Origin of the sequence: Sphingomonas sp., assembly GCF_013816785.1 — a bacterium.
Taxonomy (GTDB): Bacteria; Pseudomonadota; Alphaproteobacteria; order Sphingomonadales; family Sphingomonadaceae; genus Sphingomicrobium.
The window spans coordinates 1-19018 of record NZ_JACDDV010000013.1; the positions used below are offsets into that span (position 1 = coordinate 1).

Annotated in this window: 15 protein-coding genes and 1 tRNA gene; 12 read left to right on the forward strand and 4 right to left on the reverse strand. The window is 62.9% G+C overall.

Annotated elements, in window-relative coordinates:
- The first annotated feature begins 159 nt into the window (after window positions 1-159).
- On the forward strand, window positions 160-369 hold the full coding sequence (locus H0W65_RS04480) for a DUF2093 domain-containing protein (protein WP_294004400.1): 210 nt from the start codon (window positions 160-162) through the stop codon (window positions 367-369).
- 15 nt (window positions 370-384) lie between these two features.
- On the opposite strand, the gene H0W65_RS04485 is transcribed toward H0W65_RS04480, so the two are convergent.
- Window positions 385-924, reverse strand: coding sequence for a hypothetical protein (locus H0W65_RS04485; protein WP_294004402.1), 540 nt, complete (start codon window positions 922-924; stop codon window positions 385-387).
- Between the two features lie 235 nt (window positions 925-1159).
- Between H0W65_RS04485 and H0W65_RS04490 the strand changes: the two genes are divergently transcribed.
- From H0W65_RS04490 to H0W65_RS04525, 8 genes are all read left to right on the forward strand, one after another.
- A complete protein-coding gene (locus H0W65_RS04490; protein WP_294004404.1) occupies window positions 1160-4423 on the forward strand; it encodes a TonB-dependent receptor in 3264 nt (1087 codons plus the stop codon).
- Window positions 4424-4539: 116 nt separating this feature from the next.
- Window positions 4540-6585: a tetratricopeptide repeat-containing sulfotransferase family protein gene (locus tag H0W65_RS04495; protein ID WP_294004406.1), complete on the forward strand. Its 2046-nt coding sequence runs from the start codon at window positions 4540-4542 to the stop codon at window positions 6583-6585.
- A 203-nt stretch (window positions 6586-6788) separates the two neighbouring features.
- Window positions 6789-7724: an aspartyl/asparaginyl beta-hydroxylase domain-containing protein gene (locus tag H0W65_RS04500; RefSeq protein ID WP_294004408.1), complete on the forward strand. Its 936-nt coding sequence runs from the start codon at window positions 6789-6791 to the stop codon at window positions 7722-7724.
- Window positions 7721-9232 (forward strand): putative 2OG-Fe(II) oxygenase, encoded by a 1512-nt coding sequence (locus tag H0W65_RS04505; protein ID WP_294004410.1) that lies wholly within the window; start codon window positions 7721-7723, stop codon window positions 9230-9232. Before H0W65_RS04500 ends, H0W65_RS04505 begins: the two co-directional genes overlap by 4 nt.
- A gap of 83 nt (window positions 9233-9315) precedes the next feature.
- On the forward strand, window positions 9316-9564 hold the full coding sequence (locus H0W65_RS04510; protein WP_294004412.1) for a hypothetical protein: 249 nt from the start codon (window positions 9316-9318) through the stop codon (window positions 9562-9564).
- 350 nt (window positions 9565-9914) lie between these two features.
- Window positions 9915-10931 carry a hypothetical protein gene (locus H0W65_RS04515; protein ID WP_294004414.1) on the forward strand — a complete coding sequence of 339 codons (1017 nt, stop codon included), beginning with the start codon at window positions 9915-9917 and terminating at the stop codon, window positions 10929-10931.
- Between the two features lies 1 nt (window position 10932).
- On the forward strand, window positions 10933-11595 hold the full coding sequence (locus H0W65_RS04520) for a Fe2+-dependent dioxygenase (protein ID WP_294004416.1): 663 nt from the start codon (window positions 10933-10935) through the stop codon (window positions 11593-11595).
- A gap of 47 nt (window positions 11596-11642) precedes the next feature.
- Window positions 11643-12923 carry an aspartyl/asparaginyl beta-hydroxylase domain-containing protein gene (locus tag H0W65_RS04525; protein WP_294004419.1) on the forward strand — a complete coding sequence of 427 codons (1281 nt, stop codon included), beginning with the start codon at window positions 11643-11645 and terminating at the stop codon, window positions 12921-12923.
- On the opposite strand, the gene clpB is transcribed toward H0W65_RS04525, so the two are convergent.
- A complete protein-coding gene (clpB, locus tag H0W65_RS04530) occupies window positions 12920-15499 on the reverse strand; it encodes an ATP-dependent chaperone ClpB (protein WP_294004422.1) in 2580 nt (859 codons plus the stop codon). The two genes, H0W65_RS04525 and clpB, sit on opposite strands and share 4 nt — an antisense overlap.
- A gap of 53 nt (window positions 15500-15552) precedes the next feature.
- On the reverse strand, window positions 15553-16296 hold the full coding sequence (locus H0W65_RS04535; protein WP_294004425.1) for a hypothetical protein: 744 nt from the start codon (window positions 16294-16296) through the stop codon (window positions 15553-15555).
- 60 nt (window positions 16297-16356) lie between these two features.
- Between H0W65_RS04535 and H0W65_RS04540 the strand changes: the two genes are divergently transcribed.
- From H0W65_RS04540 to H0W65_RS04550, 3 genes are all read left to right on the forward strand, one after another.
- Window positions 16357-16677, forward strand: a complete 321-nt coding sequence (locus H0W65_RS04540; RefSeq protein WP_294004428.1) for a polyhydroxyalkanoic acid system family protein — start codon at window positions 16357-16359, stop codon at window positions 16675-16677.
- Window positions 16678-16706: 29 nt separating this feature from the next.
- Window positions 16707-18011: an FAD-dependent oxidoreductase gene (locus tag H0W65_RS04545; RefSeq protein ID WP_294004431.1), complete on the forward strand. Its 1305-nt coding sequence runs from the start codon at window positions 16707-16709 to the stop codon at window positions 18009-18011.
- A gap of 76 nt (window positions 18012-18087) precedes the next feature.
- Window positions 18088-18164 (forward strand) — tRNA-Pro (locus H0W65_RS04550).
- 51 nt (window positions 18165-18215) lie between these two features.
- Here the strand turns inward: H0W65_RS04550 and H0W65_RS04555 are convergent.
- The gene (locus H0W65_RS04555) at window positions 18216-18983 is read right to left on the reverse strand and encodes a class II aldolase/adducin family protein (protein WP_294004492.1); all 768 of its coding nucleotides are present in this window, start codon (window positions 18981-18983) and stop codon (window positions 18216-18218) included.
- Between the last annotated feature and the right edge of the window lie 35 nt (window positions 18984-19018).

Below are 19018 nucleotides of genomic sequence, written 5' to 3' on the forward strand. Positions count from 1 at the left end.
GGGCGCGGGCGACCTGCACTTCGCCGACGGTCGGGTCGCGGCGCAGACCGGGGGCGGCGCGGGGCCGGTCGCCTTTCGCCTCGCGCGGCGGGTTGAGCGCGGCGGCGCGAAGTCCTATTCGCCAGGGCAACCTGGCTTGTTCGATACGGAAGACTGACGATGCTAATGGGTAGCGGCGCGCGCGAGGCGAAAATCCATTATCTGGACGGGACGTTCCGACTACTGTCGTCGGGCGACCATGTGCGCTGTGCGGTGACCGGTGCGATCATCCCGCTCGAAGATCTGCGTTACTGGTCGGTCGAGCGCCAGGAAGCCTATGCCGATGCCGCCGCCGGCCTGGAGGCCGAGCGGCGGAAGGTCAGGGGCTGACTTTTCCGGCTAAAATCAGTTGATGCGCTTGACCTTGACGCCCGGTTGCCGCGCCACGCTCAACATGTAGCTGCCGAGCGCGCCCTTCTTGATTACGACCTTGTCGCCGGACCGCGGCGCTAGGGCAAATGGCTTGCTGTCGGTCTGCGACCAGCGGCTACCGTCTGCGAGGCGAAAGATGTAACCGCCGTCGCCATTGACGGCGGTCGAGACCACTTCGCCGTCAATTTGCTTGATCTCCACCTCATCATTGTCGTCACCGAAAATGCCGAGGTTGGGGATCCCGAATCCAAACAGCCCGCGCTTAGTCTTGCGCACCGATGCTCGATCGAACACGACCAGGTCGCGCTTGGCGATCGCGTCGCCAAGGCCCGCGGCGTTTTTGTCGAAGCAGGCCAGGCGGGCCTCGCCGCCGGCGATCGCGCGGCAGGCGAGGATGGCATTGACCTGGGCCGGCGGCGGTCCGGCCTCCAGTTTTTTCGCCGTGGACGTGGAGGCCATGCACATCAGTCCGACGCCAATGATCGCCGCCAATTTTCCCCGGCCAAACCGCATTGCCGTCTCTCCCCGTCCGATCGCCAGTGGGCATCTTAGGCGGCGCGGCGCAGGTCGGGCAAGCGCGAGCGACTGTTGCAGAAACACTACATAAGTTAAACAACTCGACGGCCGACGGCGGCTCCGCGTTGCCTTGGCTTGGCGCTTTAACCTATTCAAGTCGTGCGTTCGGCATTTTTCTCACTGCCGCACACAATGGCTCCGCTCCGGCGCGGCGCATAAGGGGAAGCATTTTATGAAGCTCGATTTTCGTCAGCGACTGCTCGCCACGACCCTCCTAGTCGGTGCCGGTTTGATCGCCCAGCCCGCCTTCGCCCAAGACACGCAGACCGCCGATCCGGCGGCCGCTCCCCCATCTGGCCCCGTTGAGGCGCAGCCGACTCCGTCTGTCGCCGCTACCGGTGAGCCGGTCAGCGAAACCAAGGACATCGTCGTTACCGGCACTCGCATCCCTTCAGCCAACCTGGAGTCGGCGGCGCCGGTCACCGTTGTCAGCAGCCAGGACCTGAAACTTTCGGGCACGACCCGCGTGGAAGATTTGCTTAACTCGCTGCCGTCTGTCGGCGCGTCGCAGTCCTCTGGCCTTTCCAACGGCGCCACCGGCACTGCCGAAGTGGATCTTCGCTATTTGGGCTCGAAGCGGACGCTGGCGCTGATCAACGGCCGGCGTCTGGTTCCGGGCGATCCGAACAGCTCCACTCAGGCCGCCGACCTCAACTTCATCCCCTCGTCTGTCGTCAAGCGCGTTGAAGTGCTGACGGGCGGCGCCTCCTCGGTCTACGGCGCGGACGCCGTCGCGGGCGTCGTCAATTTCATCATGGACACAAACTTTACCGGCATTCGCTTCGACGGGCAGTACAGCGTCTATCAGCATTCGAACGGCGACCCGTCGGTCGGTAATTGCGCTGCTGTTCAGGCACGCCTTTGCTCGTCGGTAGGTCAAGGGCTGAATGTCAGTGACATTCTAAATCTCCGCGGCTTTGGCTTTCCAAAGGGAAGTGTTGTCGATGGCGGCACTTTCGACGGCACGGTATCGATCGGTTCCGGCTTCGACGACAACAAGGGTCATGCTCTGGCCTATTTCGGCTATCGCAAAGTGAGGCCCGTTCTTCAGGGTCGTCGCGACTTCAGTTCGTGCGTCTTGCAGAATGCCGCAGGCAACAGGACGCCGGGACCGCGGAACCCCCGGTGCGGTGGATCCGCAACGGCCAACCCGGGCACTGCGGTAATCTTTGCGACCTCCTCGTCGGGCTCGGTGACTTCGACTGTGGCGGCGCTCGGGCCGGGCACGATCACGCCGTTCTCGTCGAACCTCTTCAACTTCGCGCCGTTGAACTATTTCTTGCGCCCGGACGAGCGTTACATCGGCGGCGTCTTCGCTGACTATGAAATCAACAATGCGATCAAGCCGTACCTTGAATTCATGTTCATGGACGACCACACACTGGCGCAGATCGCGCCATCAGGCGATTTCGGCAACACGCTGACCATCAACTGCGATAACCCGCTTCTCTCGGCGTCTCAGCGGACGACAATCTGCTCGCCGGTCAACCTCATCAACGGTTTCGTGGGCAATTTCCCGCTGACCTCGGGAGCCAAGAACCCAGGCGCGCCAATCGATTTCGTCAACACGGTGCCGGGCGGTGCTCCCTTCAACAAGGCCTTTTTTCAGCTTTTGCGCCGCAACACTGAAGGCGGGCCGCGTATAAACGATTTGCGCCACACCAGCTTCCGCGGCGTGCTTGGAACCAAGGGTGACCTTAGCAAGGCCTGGTCATACGACGCTTACTATCAATACGGCCGCACCAATTACGATCAGGTCTACAAGAATGAATTCTCGGCGGCGCGGCTGACGCGCGCGCTCGACGTCGTCGACAATCCCAACGTTGCCAACACGGCGGCCAACCCCTTCCAGCCCGTTTGCCGTTCGTTCCTTGACGGCAGTGACCCAACCTGCGTGCCCTTCGACGTGTTCACCGGTACGCCTGTATCACCAGCGGCCGTCAATTTCCTCAACGTCTTCGGCGTGATCCAGGGCAACACGTCGGAGCAGGTCGCCAACGCCAACTTCACCGGCGCGCTGGGCGAATATGGCCTCCAGAGTCCGTGGGCCGAGGAGGGATTCGGCGTCAACGTCGGCGTGGAATATCGCAAGGAGTCGCTGTCCCTGAATCCCGATCAGTCATTCCAGACCGGCGATCTCACTGGTCAAGGTGCCCCGACGCTGCCTGTCAGCGGAAACTTCAGGGTGTTCGAGTATTTCGGCGAAGCACAGCTGCCAATCGTGCAGAACAATTTCATCGACAATCTGAGCTTGGGACTTGGCTATCGTAAATCCTATTACAAGTTGAGCAGCGGCCGAAAATACAATACGAACACCTATAAGCTGTCCGCGGAATTTGCGCCGATCCGCGATATCCGCTTCCGCGCCGCCTATAACCGGGCGGTTCGCGCACCGAACATTCAGGAGCTGTTCGCACCGCAGTTCGTCGGTCTTGACGGATCGAACGACCCGTGTTCCGGCCACATCATCCAGCCGACAGAATTCGGCTGTATTGCTCAAGGCGTCAAAGCGGGCACCGGCACGCCGTCGAACCCGGCGGGACAGTATAATGGCCTGCTTGGCGGCGATCCAAACCTGTCGCCCGAAAAGGCAACGACCAAGACTGCCGGCGTCATCCTGCAGCCACGCTTCCTGCCGCGCTTTGCCTTCACCGTCGATTATTTCAATATCAACGTGAAGAAGGCGATCCAGGGTTTCGGCGCGGACGCGATACTCCAGGCTTGCATCGACGGGACGACTTCATTGACAAGCGTTTCGCCAGCCTGCGCCTTGGTCAATCGCGATGCCGCCGGATCAATCTGGCTGACGCCGGGCGGGTTCGTGAGGGATCTTCCGAACAACGAAGGAGAGGTCGAAACGAGCGGCCTCGACTTCAACGGCTCGTACAGTCACGGAGTGGGAGGCCTCGGCAGTCTTTCGCTGAGCTTCCTTGGAACCTATCTGAGGCATTACAAGGTCGATAATGGTCTGACTGAGCCTTACGACTGCGCCGGTCTTTATGGCCCGATTTGCAGCGGTAACGCCGTTGCGAGCGGGGCACCGCTGCCCAAGTGGCGGCACAAGGCGCGTGCGACACTCCAGATGCGTAACGGAATCGGCGTTTCGCTGGGTTGGCGCATGGTGGGCAAAGTCAAAGCCGAGACGCTGGAGGACAGCAACTCGCTGGCCGGCCAGTTCAACTTCGATCCGGGGTTGCACATCAAGGCGCAGCATTATTTCGACTTGGCGACGACCTTCACCGTTGGCGACCATTACAATCTCCGCCTCGGCGTGAATAACATACTCGACAATGATCCGCCGTTGGTAACGGGCGGCAATGCCAATCGGAGCGGCTCCAACCTTTGTCCGGCTGGCGCGTGCAACGGCAACACCTATCCCGGCACCTGGGATGCCCTTGGGCGCTACATCTATGCCGGCGTGACGCTCGACTTTTAGGAGCGTTACAAAGGAACTTCTCGGGCGGTGGACCATCGGGTCCGCCGCCTTTTTTTTGGCCACGAAGGCTGAGGGCGATGCTGTCACAGGCGCGCGATTGCGTTAGAGAGGGCGCAATGACGGCGACATTTGTTCTCGACGACCGCACCGCGGATGCTATTCGGCAGGCCATCAACGCAGCCAGCAGAGGCGCCCTGGCCGAGGCATGCGCGATCGGCGATCGCGCGTTGGCCGGGGGTGGTAACGCCGCTGCATTGAACGCGATGCTGGGAATGCTGCGGTGCCAGTCAGGGAACCTCGATACTGGCATCCGACACTTGCGTGCCGCTCACGAGGCCCAGCCGGCAGATCCGAAGATTGCCGCAAATCTTGCAACAGCGCTTTCCGAGGGAGGTCATCATCGCGAGGCGCTCGAAGTTTTGACCGAAGATTTGGCGCGGGTCGACGCGAGCATGCGTCTTGAGCGGCTCCGGGGCTATCTCGCTCAAACGCTTGATGACTTCCCGGCCGCTATCCAGTCCTACGAGCGGGTTGTTGCCGCCGCCCCGTCCGACTGGGAGGCTTGGAACAACCTCGGCAACGCCCGCCGGAGCGAAGGCGACATTGAAGGAAGTATCGTGGCTTTGCGGCGGGCCGCTAAACTTGAGCCTGAGTCGCCACCCGTGCTCTTGAACCTTGCGCTGGCCATCGGCGCTGCGGGCGATCTGGAGGAATCTGAAAGCCAATTGCGCGCGATCGCTGCCGATTATCCCGCAGAAGCGAGACCGCTCGGTGAGCTTCATGCTTTGCTGAGGGAACAGGGTCGAGACGAGGAAGCGCTCGAAGCGATTGAGGCCAGCGTCCAGCGCGATCCCGCGAACATTGAATCGTTGCTTGCGCTCGCAAGCCAATTGTCGCTGCTGCAGCGTTATGATGCAGCCGAAGCGGCGTACCGTCGTGTCATAGCGCTCGATGCTGCCAACAGTCTCGCCAACCTTGGACTCGCGCTGGTCTTCGAGCTCACCAATCGGAGAGAACAGCTATCGAAGCTGGTTTCGGAGGCGGAAGAGCGCGGAGTAGAAGAAGCCGCGGTCAATTTCATCCGTGCCTTCAATTTTCGGCGCGAAAAGCGCTTCGAGGAAGGGCTGAAGGCTCTCGACGGGGTGCCCGACATACTGGAAACCCAGAGGCGCATGCATTTGTTGGGTCAATTGCTCGAAGGTGTCGGGCGATATGACGAGGCCTTTGCCGCATTTTTGCGCATGAATGAGCTCGGCCACGAAGATGCCGTGCTGCCCGAGCAGCGGGGCGCCAACTACCGGGGCAATGTCCGCAATCAGTACGGGACGGTCACGCCGGAATGGGTGGGCGGCTGGCGTCAGGAAAAGGGACGCGACCCCCGGCCTTCGCCCGTCTTCCTCGTTGGATTTCCGCGGTCGGGCACGACGCTGCTCGATACGATGCTAATGGGCCATCCACAGATTGAAGTGCTCGAAGAAGAACCGGCGCTACGCGAAGCTGGCGCGCTGCTTCCTGAATTCGCAACACTGTCGACCGCCGGCGACGAACAGATCCGGGCAGCGCGCGATGCATATTTCCGCATGGCGAAGTCCCTGACGCCGTTGAAGCCGGGCAACTTGCTGATCGACAAGAACCCGTTGACGATGAACAATCTGCCGGTGGCTCGTCGCCTGTTCCCCGATGCCAAGGTCATCCTGGCGCTGCGCCATCCCTGCGATGTGGTGCTTAGCTGCTTCATCACCAACTTCCGGGCGAACGACGGGATGGTGAGTTTTCTGGGACTCGACACCGCCGCAGAACTTTACGACCTCAGCTTCAGCTATCTTGAGCGCGTGCAGGAACTGATGAAGCTGCCAATGCACACGATCACTTATGAAAATGTGGTGGCCGATCAGGAGCGGGAGTTAAGGCCGCTGTTTGAGTTTCTCGAACTGGACTGGAACGACCGGGTTCTTGAGCATGAGTCGACGGCGAAGGGCCGGGGGCGCATCAAGACCGCCAGCTATTCCCAGGTGGTCGAGCCAATCTACACGCGCGCGTCGGGACGCTGGTGGCATTATCGCAAGCATCTTGAGCCGGCATTCGCGGTGCTGGCCCCATGGGTCGAAAAATTTGGCTATTCGTTGGACGACCCGGCCAAGATACCCTCAAAGCCGGCATGAACGTCCTGCTCGCCGAAGCGGATCGTGCCGCCGCCGCCGGCGATTTTTCGCGGGCGATCGGCCTTCTCGAAGAGGCCGGAACGGGAGAAGCTGCAGACGTCCAGCTATGGCTCAAACTCGCGGCACTACGCCGCGCAGCGGGACAGCCGGCGAATGCGCTTGATGCTGTCGAACGCGCATTGGCGCTGTCTGAATATGATTTCATGGCGCTGACGATGCGCGCGACACTGCTGGACAGGTTGGCGCCCGATCAGGCAGGAGAAGCTTGGGCGCGCGCCCTGGCGCAACGGCCGCGCGGACCTCTCCCGCCAGAGCTCACCGGCGTTGTCGCCAGGGGCGAAGCAATTCGTGATAATTGGGTTGCAGGACGAGAGCGAAAACTTAATTTCGCCACGCGGGAAGCGCTTGCGAAAGCCAATTTAGACGAGGCGGGCCGCATCGCCCGTTTCATGACCAATGCCCTCCGCAAGACCCGCGTTTATCATAGCGAACCGACGCATTTTGCCTTTCCTGGGTTGGTCGAGCGTGAGTTTCACGCGCGCGGCGAACATCAGTGGCTCTCGGAGATAGAATCCGCGACCGACCTCATCGCTAGCGAATTTGAAGCGGTGATGGCATCCGAACGCGCCGAGTTGGTGCCCTATATTCAATATGCGCAGCACGAAGCGCTGGCGCAGTGGCGTGATCTTAATCAGAACCGCGACTGGACCGCGATCCATCTGATCAGGAATGGCGAACTGGTGGAGGTGAACGCGCGGCATTGCCCGGGGATCATGGCGTTGCTGGCGCGTCTGCCTCAGCCTGATGTGCCGGGTGCGGGGCCGAATGCGATGTTCTCGCTGCTGGCGCCCAATACGTCCATCCCGCCACATGTCGGCGTGAACAACACCCGGCTGGTCTGCCACCTGCCACTAATTATACCCGAAGGTTGCTGGTTTCGCGTCGGGGCGGAAACTCGTCCGTGGCGCCGTGGTGAGGCGTTTCTGTTTGACGATACGATCGAACATGAAGCCGCCAATCCGTCCGACCAGCTTCGTGTCGTCTTCATTTTCGATGTTTGGCATCCCGGCCTGAGCGCCGTGGAGCGCGAGGGGGTGCGGCGGGTCATCGGGGCTGAGGGGAGTGTCGGCGGACTGTGACCTTTGAAGCCGAATTGGCATGCGCCTCGTCGCGACCGTTCGACCCGGCGGCGCTGGAACAGCTTGCCAGGATCGCGCTCGACGAAGGCGAGGAGGAGCGGGCCCTGCCTCTTCTCGAGCGCGCTCTAGAGAAAAGTCCCAATGCTTTATTGTGGCAATGGAAGGGATTGCTCGAACGTTCGATCGACGAGCACGAACGGGCATTGAAATCGTTCGCCCGAGCGGCACAGCTTGATCCGTCGGACGTCAGCATCGCGCATGGTCATGCTCGTGTGGCGATGGAAGCTGGACTCGACGCTCAGGATTTGTACGAGCGCGCGCGCGCTTTGGCGCCCCGGAACGGAGCGATCATCATCGGCCGCGCGGCGGCACGGGCTGCGGCTGGCAACGGGGAAGCGGGTGCCGCGGAGCTGGCGGCGGCGCTCGAACAATCGCCGATGTGGCTTGGTGGCCATGAACAGCTCGCCCAATTGCTGGCGATTGAGGGCCGTGCGGCGGAAGCCACGGCGTCGCTCGAAAGGGCGCTCAATCGGTTCCCGAGCGCGGTTCCGCTGTGGGAGACGCTGCTCAACGTTCAGCTGCGGCGCGGAGCCTATCCATCGCTAAAAAACATCGTCGAGCGAGCCGAAGCGGCCGGCGCGAGTTCCCCGGAGTTCGCCATCTATAAGGGCATTCACGCCGCTGAATTCGAAAACGACACTTATCCCTCAGCACTGTTTGACGACGCCCCCGCCATCGCCCAAGGTCCGCTGGGACGATGGCGGATCCGCCACCTCCTGCGCGTCGGCGCCGTGGACGCCGTTCTTCCCCTGATCGATGACGAGTTGCGGGCCGAGCAGAGCGTCGAGATGTGGGCCTATGCGGGCACCGCTTGGCGCCTGGCGGGCGATGCTCGTTTAGAGTGGCTGGAGGGCGACTCGCGTTTGGTGAGCGTGACCGACCTCTCCGAATCGCTTCCACCCCTTGAGGCACTCACCACGACATTGCGATCCCTTCACGTCGCCAGGGGCGAATATCTGGACCAATCGGTGCGCGGGGGAACCCAGACAGACGGACCGCTGTTCAGTCGCATCGACCCGGTCATTCGCGGACTCCGGGAGGCCGTCGTGGCCGCGGTTGAAAAGCATATTGCACAATTGCCCCCGAATGATCCCCGGCATCCTACGCTGCGTCACCGGCGCAACCGTCGGGCGAGATTCTCCGGGAGCTGGTCGGTCAGGCTGCGATCAGGCGGCCGCCACTCGAACCACCTACACCCCCTTGGGTGGATCAGCTCGGCGCTTTACCTCGGGCTGCCGCCCAGGATGCCAGGGGAGCGGGATGATTCGGGCTGGTTGACGCTGGGCGAGCCGGATGACCTGCTCGGCCTTGATCTACAACCCTGGCGGAAAATCGAACCAAAGGCGGGGCGGCTGGTCCTTTTTCCCTCGACGATGTGGCATGGTACGATGCCGTTCGAGTCAGGCGAGCGACTGACGGTGGCCTTCGATGTCGCGCATCCGCGCTGAGCCCTTGTCGTTTGTCGAATGCGGATTGACGCGCAAGTCCTCGTCTGGTTTGCTGCGCATCGTACTTTTTCAGGAGTGTTGGCATGCGTCCCGCGTTATCTCGTGCATTGACATTTGTCGCAATTCTTGCAGCTAGCACAACCGCCCTTGCGACCGACAAGGTCGAAAGCAAGGATCCGAACCGCATCGTCTGCGAGAAACAGCCGGTGCTGGGATCGCGCCTCGCCCACAAGCGGGTATGCAAAACCGTAGCCGAATGGCAGGTAGACCGCGCGAGCGATCGCCAAGACATTGAGCGGACGCAGGTTACGCGGCCCACGAACGGCAACTAGGCTATTCTCAATTTCGCGTGAGGGAAGAGTAGCCGTGACCGTCAAGGCGAGTCTCCCACTATTTGCCTCGTTATTCGCGTTTACCTTGTCGTCGATAGGTTTGGCGGCGGACGCTGCACCTCAGTCAGCCAAGGCAAGGGATCCCAACGAAAAAATCTGTGAAACCCAATCGATCGTCGGTAGCCGTCTCACCGTTCGCCGGGTATGTGCCACGCGATCGGAATGGGCCGATCGAAAACGACAGGATCGGGATGCGTTCGATCGCGCCCAGACCCAGCTATGCGTGGTAAACCCCAGCACCGGAAAATGCTGACCTTGGCGAAAGCGCCCGCAGGCCGCATCAGCAGCGAGTGAATCCGCAGCCCCTGCCCGACCGCTGGATCGAAGGCGCGGCCTGGCTCGCCCAGGCAATGGATCTCAACGCGCGCCTGCTGCGCCTTGTGGGAATGGATGCTGAACGGTATCGCGCCAGCAGCTTCCTTGACGATCGAATGATGAAGCCGGGCATGGACGTTCGGTTATGCGATCTCGATGCCGTCATGGCCGACGCCCACGCACTGACTCGCGACGACGCGGGCTGGATTTTTCATATCGGTCATACCGGTTCGACACTGGTGTCGCGTCTGCTGGGCGAAGTCGACGGGATATTGGCGATCCGCGAGCCGCGGTCTCTGCGCGACCTTGGCGCCGTTTCCGATTCCGAACGCGACGCCGTGGCGCTGACTTTGCGGAGACTGATGGCGCGCACGTTTGCGCCCGGACAGGCGGCGTTGGTCAAGGCGTCGAGTTTTGTCAGCGAATGGGCGCCCTTGCTGATGGGACCGGACGCGCGTGCGTTGTTCGTGTTCGCCTCACTGCCAAACTATATCGCCGGAATCCTGGCCGGGGAAAACAGCGTGATCGAACTCCGCGCGCTTCACGACGACCGACAGCGACGGCTTCGGGGGCGGGGCGTGATTCTCGACGGCTTCGACCGGAGCGATGCGCACCGATCGGCGGCGGCCTGGGCCTGCGAGATGAGCTCGCTCGAAGCCGCCGCCGCGGCGCGCCCGGACGCGGCGGTCATGTGGCTCGATTTCGACGCGATGCTAGCCGACATGGTCCCGGCGCTCGAACGCTGTGCCCAACACTTGGGCATGGCAGCCAATCAAGAAAGGATCGCAGCAATCGTCGACGGGCCGCTGATGCGGCGATATTCCAAGTCGCTCGAATATGACTATAGTCCCTCGCTTCGCGCCGAACTTCTTGCCGAAGCGACGCGCGACCATCGCGGCGATATCGAGCGGGCGGTTTCTGCGTTGCATGCGGTAGCGGCCGACGCGCCGCTGATCGCGCGGGCGCTCGGGCGCGTCCAGGGAAGGGGATGAGATGTACCGTGTGTTGTCGTTGCTGAGCGCGAGTGAGGTCGCGGAATGTTGCCGTATCGCGTCCAAAACGCAGTTCATCGACGGGCGCGCGACCAACCCGCACAACAAGACCAAGAATAATCAGCAGCTACATGATCCGGCGGCGAGCCAGGCAAGCTCGCAGATCATGCTTCAGGCGTTCGCGCGCAGCGAGGAGTTTCGCGAGTTTGCCTTTCCGGCAAGGATCGCACCGCCGCTGATGACCAAATACCAGCCCGGTATGTCTTATGGCGCGCATGCCGACGCCGCATTCCTCAACCTAGGCAATGCGGTTATCCGCAGCGATTTGAGCTGCACCATTTTCCTCAACGATCCGGCAAGCTACGACGGCGGCGCACTCCATATCCGCCTGGGCGACGCCAGTGTGCGTTTCAAGCTAAAGCCAGGCGATACGATCCTCTATCCGTCGGATACATTCCACGAGGTTGAGGAGGTGACCCGCGGCGAACGGCTGGTCGCTATTACCTTTATCGAGAGTCAGATTGCCGACCCATTCCGGCGGACCCTGTTGTTCGATTTGAACGAGGTAGCGGCGCTGGAAGGGCTCAAGATGGAGCAGCAGAATTTCTCGCGGCTGCAGCTCGTCCAGTCGAATCTGCTGCGCTATTGGGCGGACAAACCCTAGCCGGAGCGCCGCTTGACCGGACGCACCGCGTCGAGTCAATTGTCACGATGCCGCAGCACGGACTCGAGCACCACCTTAGCGAAGCGAAAGCCGCTCAAGCGGCAGGGCGCACGGCCGATGCTGGCCGCCATTTCCTAGCCGTGCTCGCTCTGGACCCGCACCACCTTCATGCCCGAAATGCGCTGGGGTTAAGCGCGCTCGAGGCCGGCGATGCCAGCGCGGCGGCCGACCATTTCCGGGCGGCAGCGAGCGCCAACCCCAAGGTTGCGACCCTATGGACGAACCTTGCGATGGCCCATCGGATGAGTGGAGATAGCGAGGAGGAGAGGGCCGCGCTCGATCGGGCGCTGGCCATCGATCGGATCGACGTCACGGCCCTCATTCGCCTTGCCGAACTTCACGAGCGGATGGGCGAGCTGGGATCGGCGACGGACCGCTGGGCGATGGTCCTTACCTTATGCGAACAAATCCCGGATCCAACCCCGGAACTTCAAGCGATCCTGGGCCGCGCCCGCACTTTTATCGAACGCCGGCATGAGGCACTCGAAATCGCTGTGGGCGCCGGCATGGCTTCGCTGCTGGGCGGGGCGAACGAGCGGGACCGCCGGCGCGGGTTGGCGGCAGCGGACTTCATGCTTGGCCGTCGCCAGGCTTTTGCCAATCAATGCCACGGATTCTTCTATCCATTTCTGCCGGCCGACGAATTCTTCGACCGGGGCCAGTTTTCATGGTTGGAACGGCTAGAATCGGCGACGGCCGAGATCCGCGCCGAGCTCGAGGCAATCCTGGCCAGCGTCGATCCGGGCTTGGCGCCGTATATCGAAATGCCCGCCGGCACGCCTACCAATCTGTGGAGTAAGCTGGACAAATCGGCTGACTGGAGCGCCTTTCATCTGTGGCGCGACGGCGAGCGGATCGACGAGGCATGCGCGCGGGCGCGGCGCACCGCGGAGCTGGTGGATTCCTTGCCGCTCGCACGAATTCCCGGCCGCGCTCCGGCCGTTTTCTTCTCCATACTGAGGGCAGGGAAGAGGATTCCTCCTCACACCGGCGTCACCAATGTACGGACGATTATCCATCTGCCGCTGATCGTTCCTGAAGGCTGCGGCTTTCGCGTCGGGGGGGAGACGCGGCAATGGCGCGAGGGCGAGGCGTTCGCTTTCGATGATACGATCGAGCATGAAGCCTGGAACAATAGCGACAGCGACCGGGCGATGCTCATCCTCGATTGCTGGAACCCACATCTCAGCGAGGATGAGCAGGCGATGGTCCTCCGCTTGTTCCAGATTTCCGAGAACCAGCGGCCAGACAAGCCACTCCGCGGTTAGGTGGGCTCGATGACCAGCTTGCCCTCGCCCTCATCGACTTTGACGGTCGACCCGTCATGCACGCGCCCGGCGAGTATCTCGTCGGCGAGCGGGTCCTGCAGATATTTCTGCACCGCGCGCTTCAATGGCCGGGCGCCGTAGACCGGATCGTAGCCTACCCGGCCCAGCCAGGCACGAGCGGCGTCGGTCAGTTCAAGCCTGATCTTGCGATCTTCGAGCAGCTTCTGGAGCCGCTCGATCTGGATGCCGACGATCGGCCCCATGTGGCTAGCCGACAGGCGGTGGAATAGGATGATCTCGTCAAGGCGGTTGAGGAATTCGGGCCGGAAATGGCCGCGGACCACTTTCATCACCTCCGCTTCGACGTTGGCGGCATTCTCGTCCTCGCCCAATGAGGCGAGATACTGGCTGCCTAGGTTGGAAGTCAGGATGATCAGCGTGTTGGTAAAATCGACGGTGCGGCCCTGGCCATCGGTCAGGCGGCCGTCATCGAGGACCTGTAGCAGAATGTTGAACACGTCACTGTGGGCTTTCTCGACCTCGTCGAACAGCACCACCTGATACGGGCGGCGCCGGACGGCTTCGGTCAGGACCCCGCCTTCGTCATAGCCGACGTAGCCCGGCGGGGCCCCGACCAGGCGCGAAACGGCGTGCTTCTCCATATATTCGGACATGTCGATGCGGACCATCGCGCTGTCGTCATCGAACAGGAATCCGGCCAGCGCCTTGGTCAGCTCGGTCTTGCCGACTCCGGTCGGCCCGAGGAACAGGAACGAGCCGAGCGGCCGGTTGGGATCCTGCAAGCCGGCGCGGGCACGGCGGACGGCGGCGCTGACCGCTTTTACCGCATCGGCCTGGCCGACGACGCGCGCACCGATCGCGGCCTCCATGTTGAGAAGCTTCTCGCGCTCGCCTTCCATCATCCGCTCAACCGGAACGCCGGTCCACCGGCTGACCACTGCGGCAATGTCCTGGTCGGTGACTTCCTCCCGCAACATCGCGCCCTTCGACGCGACCGCCGCCTCGGCGAGCTTTTTTTCGAGTTCGGGGATGCGACCGTATTGAAGCTCGCCGGCCTTCGCCAGGTCGCCGCCGCGCTGAGCTTGGTCGAGTTCGATCCGAGCCGCGTCGAGCTGGCCTTTCAATTCGGCCTCGGCGGCGATCTTTTCCTTTTCGGCCTGCCACCGCGACGTCAGTTCGCTTGACGATTGCTCAAGGTTGGCGAGCTCGCCTTCGAGCGCCTTGAGCCGATCCTTCGACGCGGAGTCGCTCTCCTTCTTGAGCGCTTCTCGCTCGATCTTGAGCTGGATGATCCGCCGGTCAAGATTTTCAATTTCCTCGGGCTTGGACTCGACCTCCATCCTCAGCCGCGACGCGGCCTCGTCCATCAGGTCAATTGCCTTGTCGGGCAGAAAACGGTCAGAGATGTACCGGTTGCTCAGCATCGCCGCCGCCACCAGCGCCGCATCGGTGATGCGAACGCCATGGTGCAGCTCGTACTTTTCCTTGAGGCCGCGCAGGATCGAGATGGTGTCGGGCACGGTCGGCTCGCCTACGAACACCGGCTGGAAGCGGCGTTCGAGTGCGGCATCCTTTTCGACATGCTTGCGATATTCATCGAGCGTGGTCGCGCCGATGCAATGCAACTCGCCACGGGCGAGCGCGGGCTTGAGCAGATTGGAAGCGTCCATCGCGCCTTCGCCCTTCCCGGCGCCGACCAGCGTGTGCATTTCGTCGATGAACAATATGACCTCGCCCGCGGCCTGCTTGACCTCGTCGAGCACGCCCTTCAACCGCTCCTCGAAGTCGCCGCGATACTTCGCGCCGGCGATCAGCGAGCCCATGTCGAGCGACAGCAAGCGGCGGTCCTTGAGGCCGTCGGGCACGTCGCCGTTGGCGATGCGAAGTGCGAGCCCCTCGGCGATCGCGGTCTTGCCGACGCCGGGCTCGCCGATCAGCACCGGATTATTCTTGGTGCGGCGGGCGAGCACCTGGATGGTGCGGCGGATTTCCTCGTCGCGGCCGATGACCGGGTCGAGCTTGCCATCGCGTGCGGCCTGGGTGAGATCGCGCGAATAGCGCTTCAGGGCGTCGTAGCGGTCCTCCGATCCCTGAGTGTCCGCGGTGCGGCCGCCGCGTAGCTTGTCGATCGCCGCATTCAACTTCTGCGGGGTGAGCCCGGCCTTGGCGAGCGCGTCGCCGACCTCGCTGCCCTTGGCCAGCGTAAGAGCGAGCAAGATGCGCTCGACCGTTACATATTGGTCGTCGGCTTTTTTGGCGATCTCCTGCGCCTGGTCGAGCAGGCGAATTAGGTCGCCGTCGATGCCCGGTGCCGAGGTCGCGCCGCTGCCGGTCACCACGGCCTGCTTGGCGACCAGCGCATCGACTGCGCCGCGTGCCGCCTTGCCGTTGCCGCCGGCGGCGTCGATCAGCCCGACGGCCATCCCCTGCTCGTCGTCGAGCAGCGCCTTGGCGTAATGCGCCGGCGTGATCCGCTGATGATGTTCGCGCACGGCAATCGTCTGCGCCGCCTGGAGGAAACCGCGCGCTCGGTCGGTCAGTTTTTCAAGGTCCATCGATCACCCCTGGGTTCGCCGCAGATGTGGTGTGTTAGCGCCGTAACACAAGATCAGCGCCGCGGCGCTAGCGGGTCGGACGGCGGCACGACGATCTTGGCGGAAAAGGGCGGGGGTGAGGGGGTGGCGCCTGGCTCGCTGAACGGAAGCGCACCCTCGGCCAGCACCGCCGCGCAGCCGTCGCCGCCGTGGACGCCCGATGTGCCCCATTCGCGATATTTTTTAGCGTCGATGTGGAAGCGCAGGCCCTTGTAAAAGCCGAGTCCCGAAGCGTTGGCCGGGCCGCTGGCGACATGGATCGCGCACAACTGGCTCATCAGCCGCTCGCGGGTGACGGCGCGCAGCGGGACCATGTCGACCGCGCCCATGCTTTGATGAGTGCTTTCGGGCGCACCCTTGGCGCAGGCGTTGAGCTGAGGGTTGCGATAAACCGACACCGCCTCGACTGGGCCGATGCGCGGGACGATGTAGGTGCCGACGTAGCGCAGCGTCGCAACGACATTGGGCCATTCGCTGGTCGGCGGGACCTCGAACGGCTGGGCGCCGCATTTCTGCCAGTCGGTCGCGGTGCGCAGCAGCTGCCAGGTCGGCATCACCCCGCCGACGCCGTAGGTGACTAGGTAATTGTTGAACGCTTTGACATAGACAGGGCGCCAGTTCGACGCCGCCATCCAGGCGCGGTAGCCGGGTTCGTCCTGGCCCGGGGTGATGTAATCGGCGGCCGGATTGAATATCGGAGCTTGGGCCAACGCGGGGCCGGAAACCAACATCATCAGCAAGGGGAGAAAGCGGATCATCTTCGCATCAAACCGCGCATGGCATTGAAAAGCAACGCCGTCCGTCTCATCTGTGAGCCCATGCAACGCCCCATCGATGTCGACCTTCCGCACCAGCTTGGCCGAGACGAGGCCCGCCGCCGGCTGGCCGACAACATTCACAAACTGAAGGACCATATCCCGGGTGGAGCGAGCCATGTCACCGCGAATTGGGCGGGCGACCGGCTCAACCTGACGGTCGCGGCGATGGGACAAGTCGTCGAAGCGGCGATCGACGTCGAGGAGACCAAGGTTCACTGCCGCATCCAGCTACCCGGCATCTTGTCGCTGTTCGCTGCGCCGATCGAGGCGATGCTCAAGGCCAAGGGAAGCGACTTGCTGCTCGACGACAAGCGCGACTAGGCTGCGCCCGCAACGAGCGGGAGCAACGCATGCGGCATTTCGCGGTGATCGGGTCGGGGCCGGCGGGCTTTTATACCGCCGAGGCGCTGGTCAAGGCTTATGGCGAGACCGCGATGGTCGACATCATCGACAAATTGCCGGTGCCATACGGTCTGATCCGCTTCGGCGTCGCCCCCGATCATCAATCGATCAAGGCGGTCAGCAAACGCTACGACAAGGTGGCCGAGGGCGGGCAGGTCGCCTTTGTCGGTAACGTCGGGGTGGGCGAGGCGGTGTCGATCGACGAGCTTAAATCGGTCTATGATGCGGTGATCCTCGCCACTGGGGCGCCGCACGACCGCAAGCTCGGCATAGCCGGCGAGGACCTGCCCGGCGTGGTCGGGTCGGCCGCATTCGTCGGTTGGTACAACGGTCATCCCGATTTCGCCGATCTCGATCCGCTCTTGGATGGCCAGGCGGCAGCGGTGATCGGCAATGGCAATGTCGCGCTCGATGTGGCGCGCATCCTCGCCAAGACGCGCGCCGAATTCGCCGGGTCGGACATCGTCGGTCATGCGCTCGACGCGCTTGAAGGCTCGGCGATCCGGACGATCACCATCGTCGGGCGGCGCGGACCACACCAGATCGCGATGACCCCCAAGGAGTTGGGCGAGCTTGGTCATCTCGAGGCGGCGGTGCCGCATGTCGAACCGGACGACCTGCCCGAGAGCGGCGCCGACGCGGCGCTCGATCCCGGCGTGCGCAAATCGGTCGCACATCTGCGCGACTTCGCGACGCCGCACGATGACAAGCCAAAACATATCGAGTTCGATTTCTTCGCCCGGCCGCTGCGTATCGAAGGCGACCGGCGCGCCGAGCGATTGATCGTCGAGCGTACCGCGCTCGACGAGGCTGGGCAGAGCGTCGGCACCGGCGAAATCTATGCCATAGCGGCCGAGCTGGTGGTCAGCTGCATCGGCTACCAGACGCCGCGGATCGAGGGCGTGCCTTACGACGAGCGCGGCGGCAAATTCGCCAATGAGGACGGGGTTATCGGCGATGGGCTTTATGCGGTCGGCTGGGCGCGGCGCGGGCCGTCGGGGACGATCGGCACTAACCGGCCCGACGGGTATGAGGTTGCCGAGACGATCGCGGCGGCGCTGTCGCCGGGATCGGATGGCGGCAAAGCGGGCGGCGATGGATTGGCGGCGTTGCTCGTCGAGAGGGGCGTCAAGGCGACCAGTTTTGCGGATTGGCGGGCGATCGAGGCCCGTGAAGTCGCCGCGGCGCGCCCCGATAGCCCGCGCGAGAAATTGGTGCGGCACGACGATTGGCTCAAAGTCCTCGGTCACTGACAAGGCGGTTGCGCAACGCCGGGCTCGCGGCTAGGAAGCCCGCGCCTTGGACCGGCGCTTGTCGCGCCTGTTCGGTCGGGGAGTAGCTCAGCCTGGTAGAGCACTGTCTTCGGGAGGCAGGGGCCGGAGGTTCGAATCCTCTCTCCCCGACCATATTCTCCTCTCTCCTGTCCGGCGGACAGGTGAGAGGATCAATTCAATCCTCTACGTCGCGAACCCTGGGTCGAGGCGGTACGCCTTCCGCTTCAACGCCGGCCAGGCGAGCAAATTGGCGGCCATTTTCAATCCCACGCCACCCTGTTCGGCGGCGAGTTCGGCGGCGCCCTGGGGCGGGCGACTGACCTTGTCGCCTGCGGACAGCGCCATGATCTGCGCCTGGCAGGCGCGCTCGACGAAATAGAGCTTCAGGAAACACTCGCCGACATTGCCGCCGACCGCGAGCGTGCCATGGTTGCGCAGCAGCATCGCGCCCTTGTCGCCGAGGTCGGCGACGATCCGCTCGCGCTCCTCAAGGTTGGTGGCGACGCCTTCATAATCGTGAAAGGCAAGATCGCCGCGAACCAGCATTGCGGTCTGGGTGAGCGGCATTAGCCCGTCCTCATGCGCGCTGACCGCTTGGCCGGCGGGGGTGTGAAGATGCATCACCGCATGGGCGTCCTCGCGCGCCATGTGCACCGCCGAATGAATGGTAAAGCCGGCTGGGTTGGTGATGAACGGAGTTGGATCTACGGGATTGCCGTCGACGTCGACCTTGACCAGCGACGAGGCGGTCACCTCCTCGAACATCAGTTGGTAGGGATTGAGCAGGAAATGATGCTCCGGCCCCGGAATCCGCGCCGACAAATGCGTGAAAATGATATCGTCCCAGCCATAATAAGCGACCAGGCGATAGGCGGCGGCGAGGTCGACGCGGATCGCCCATTCCTCGTCGCTGACCTTGCCCTTCATCGAGGGGATGTCGACTTCGGACATGGCCAGGGCATCTTCCATGCCGCGGCTCATGCCGG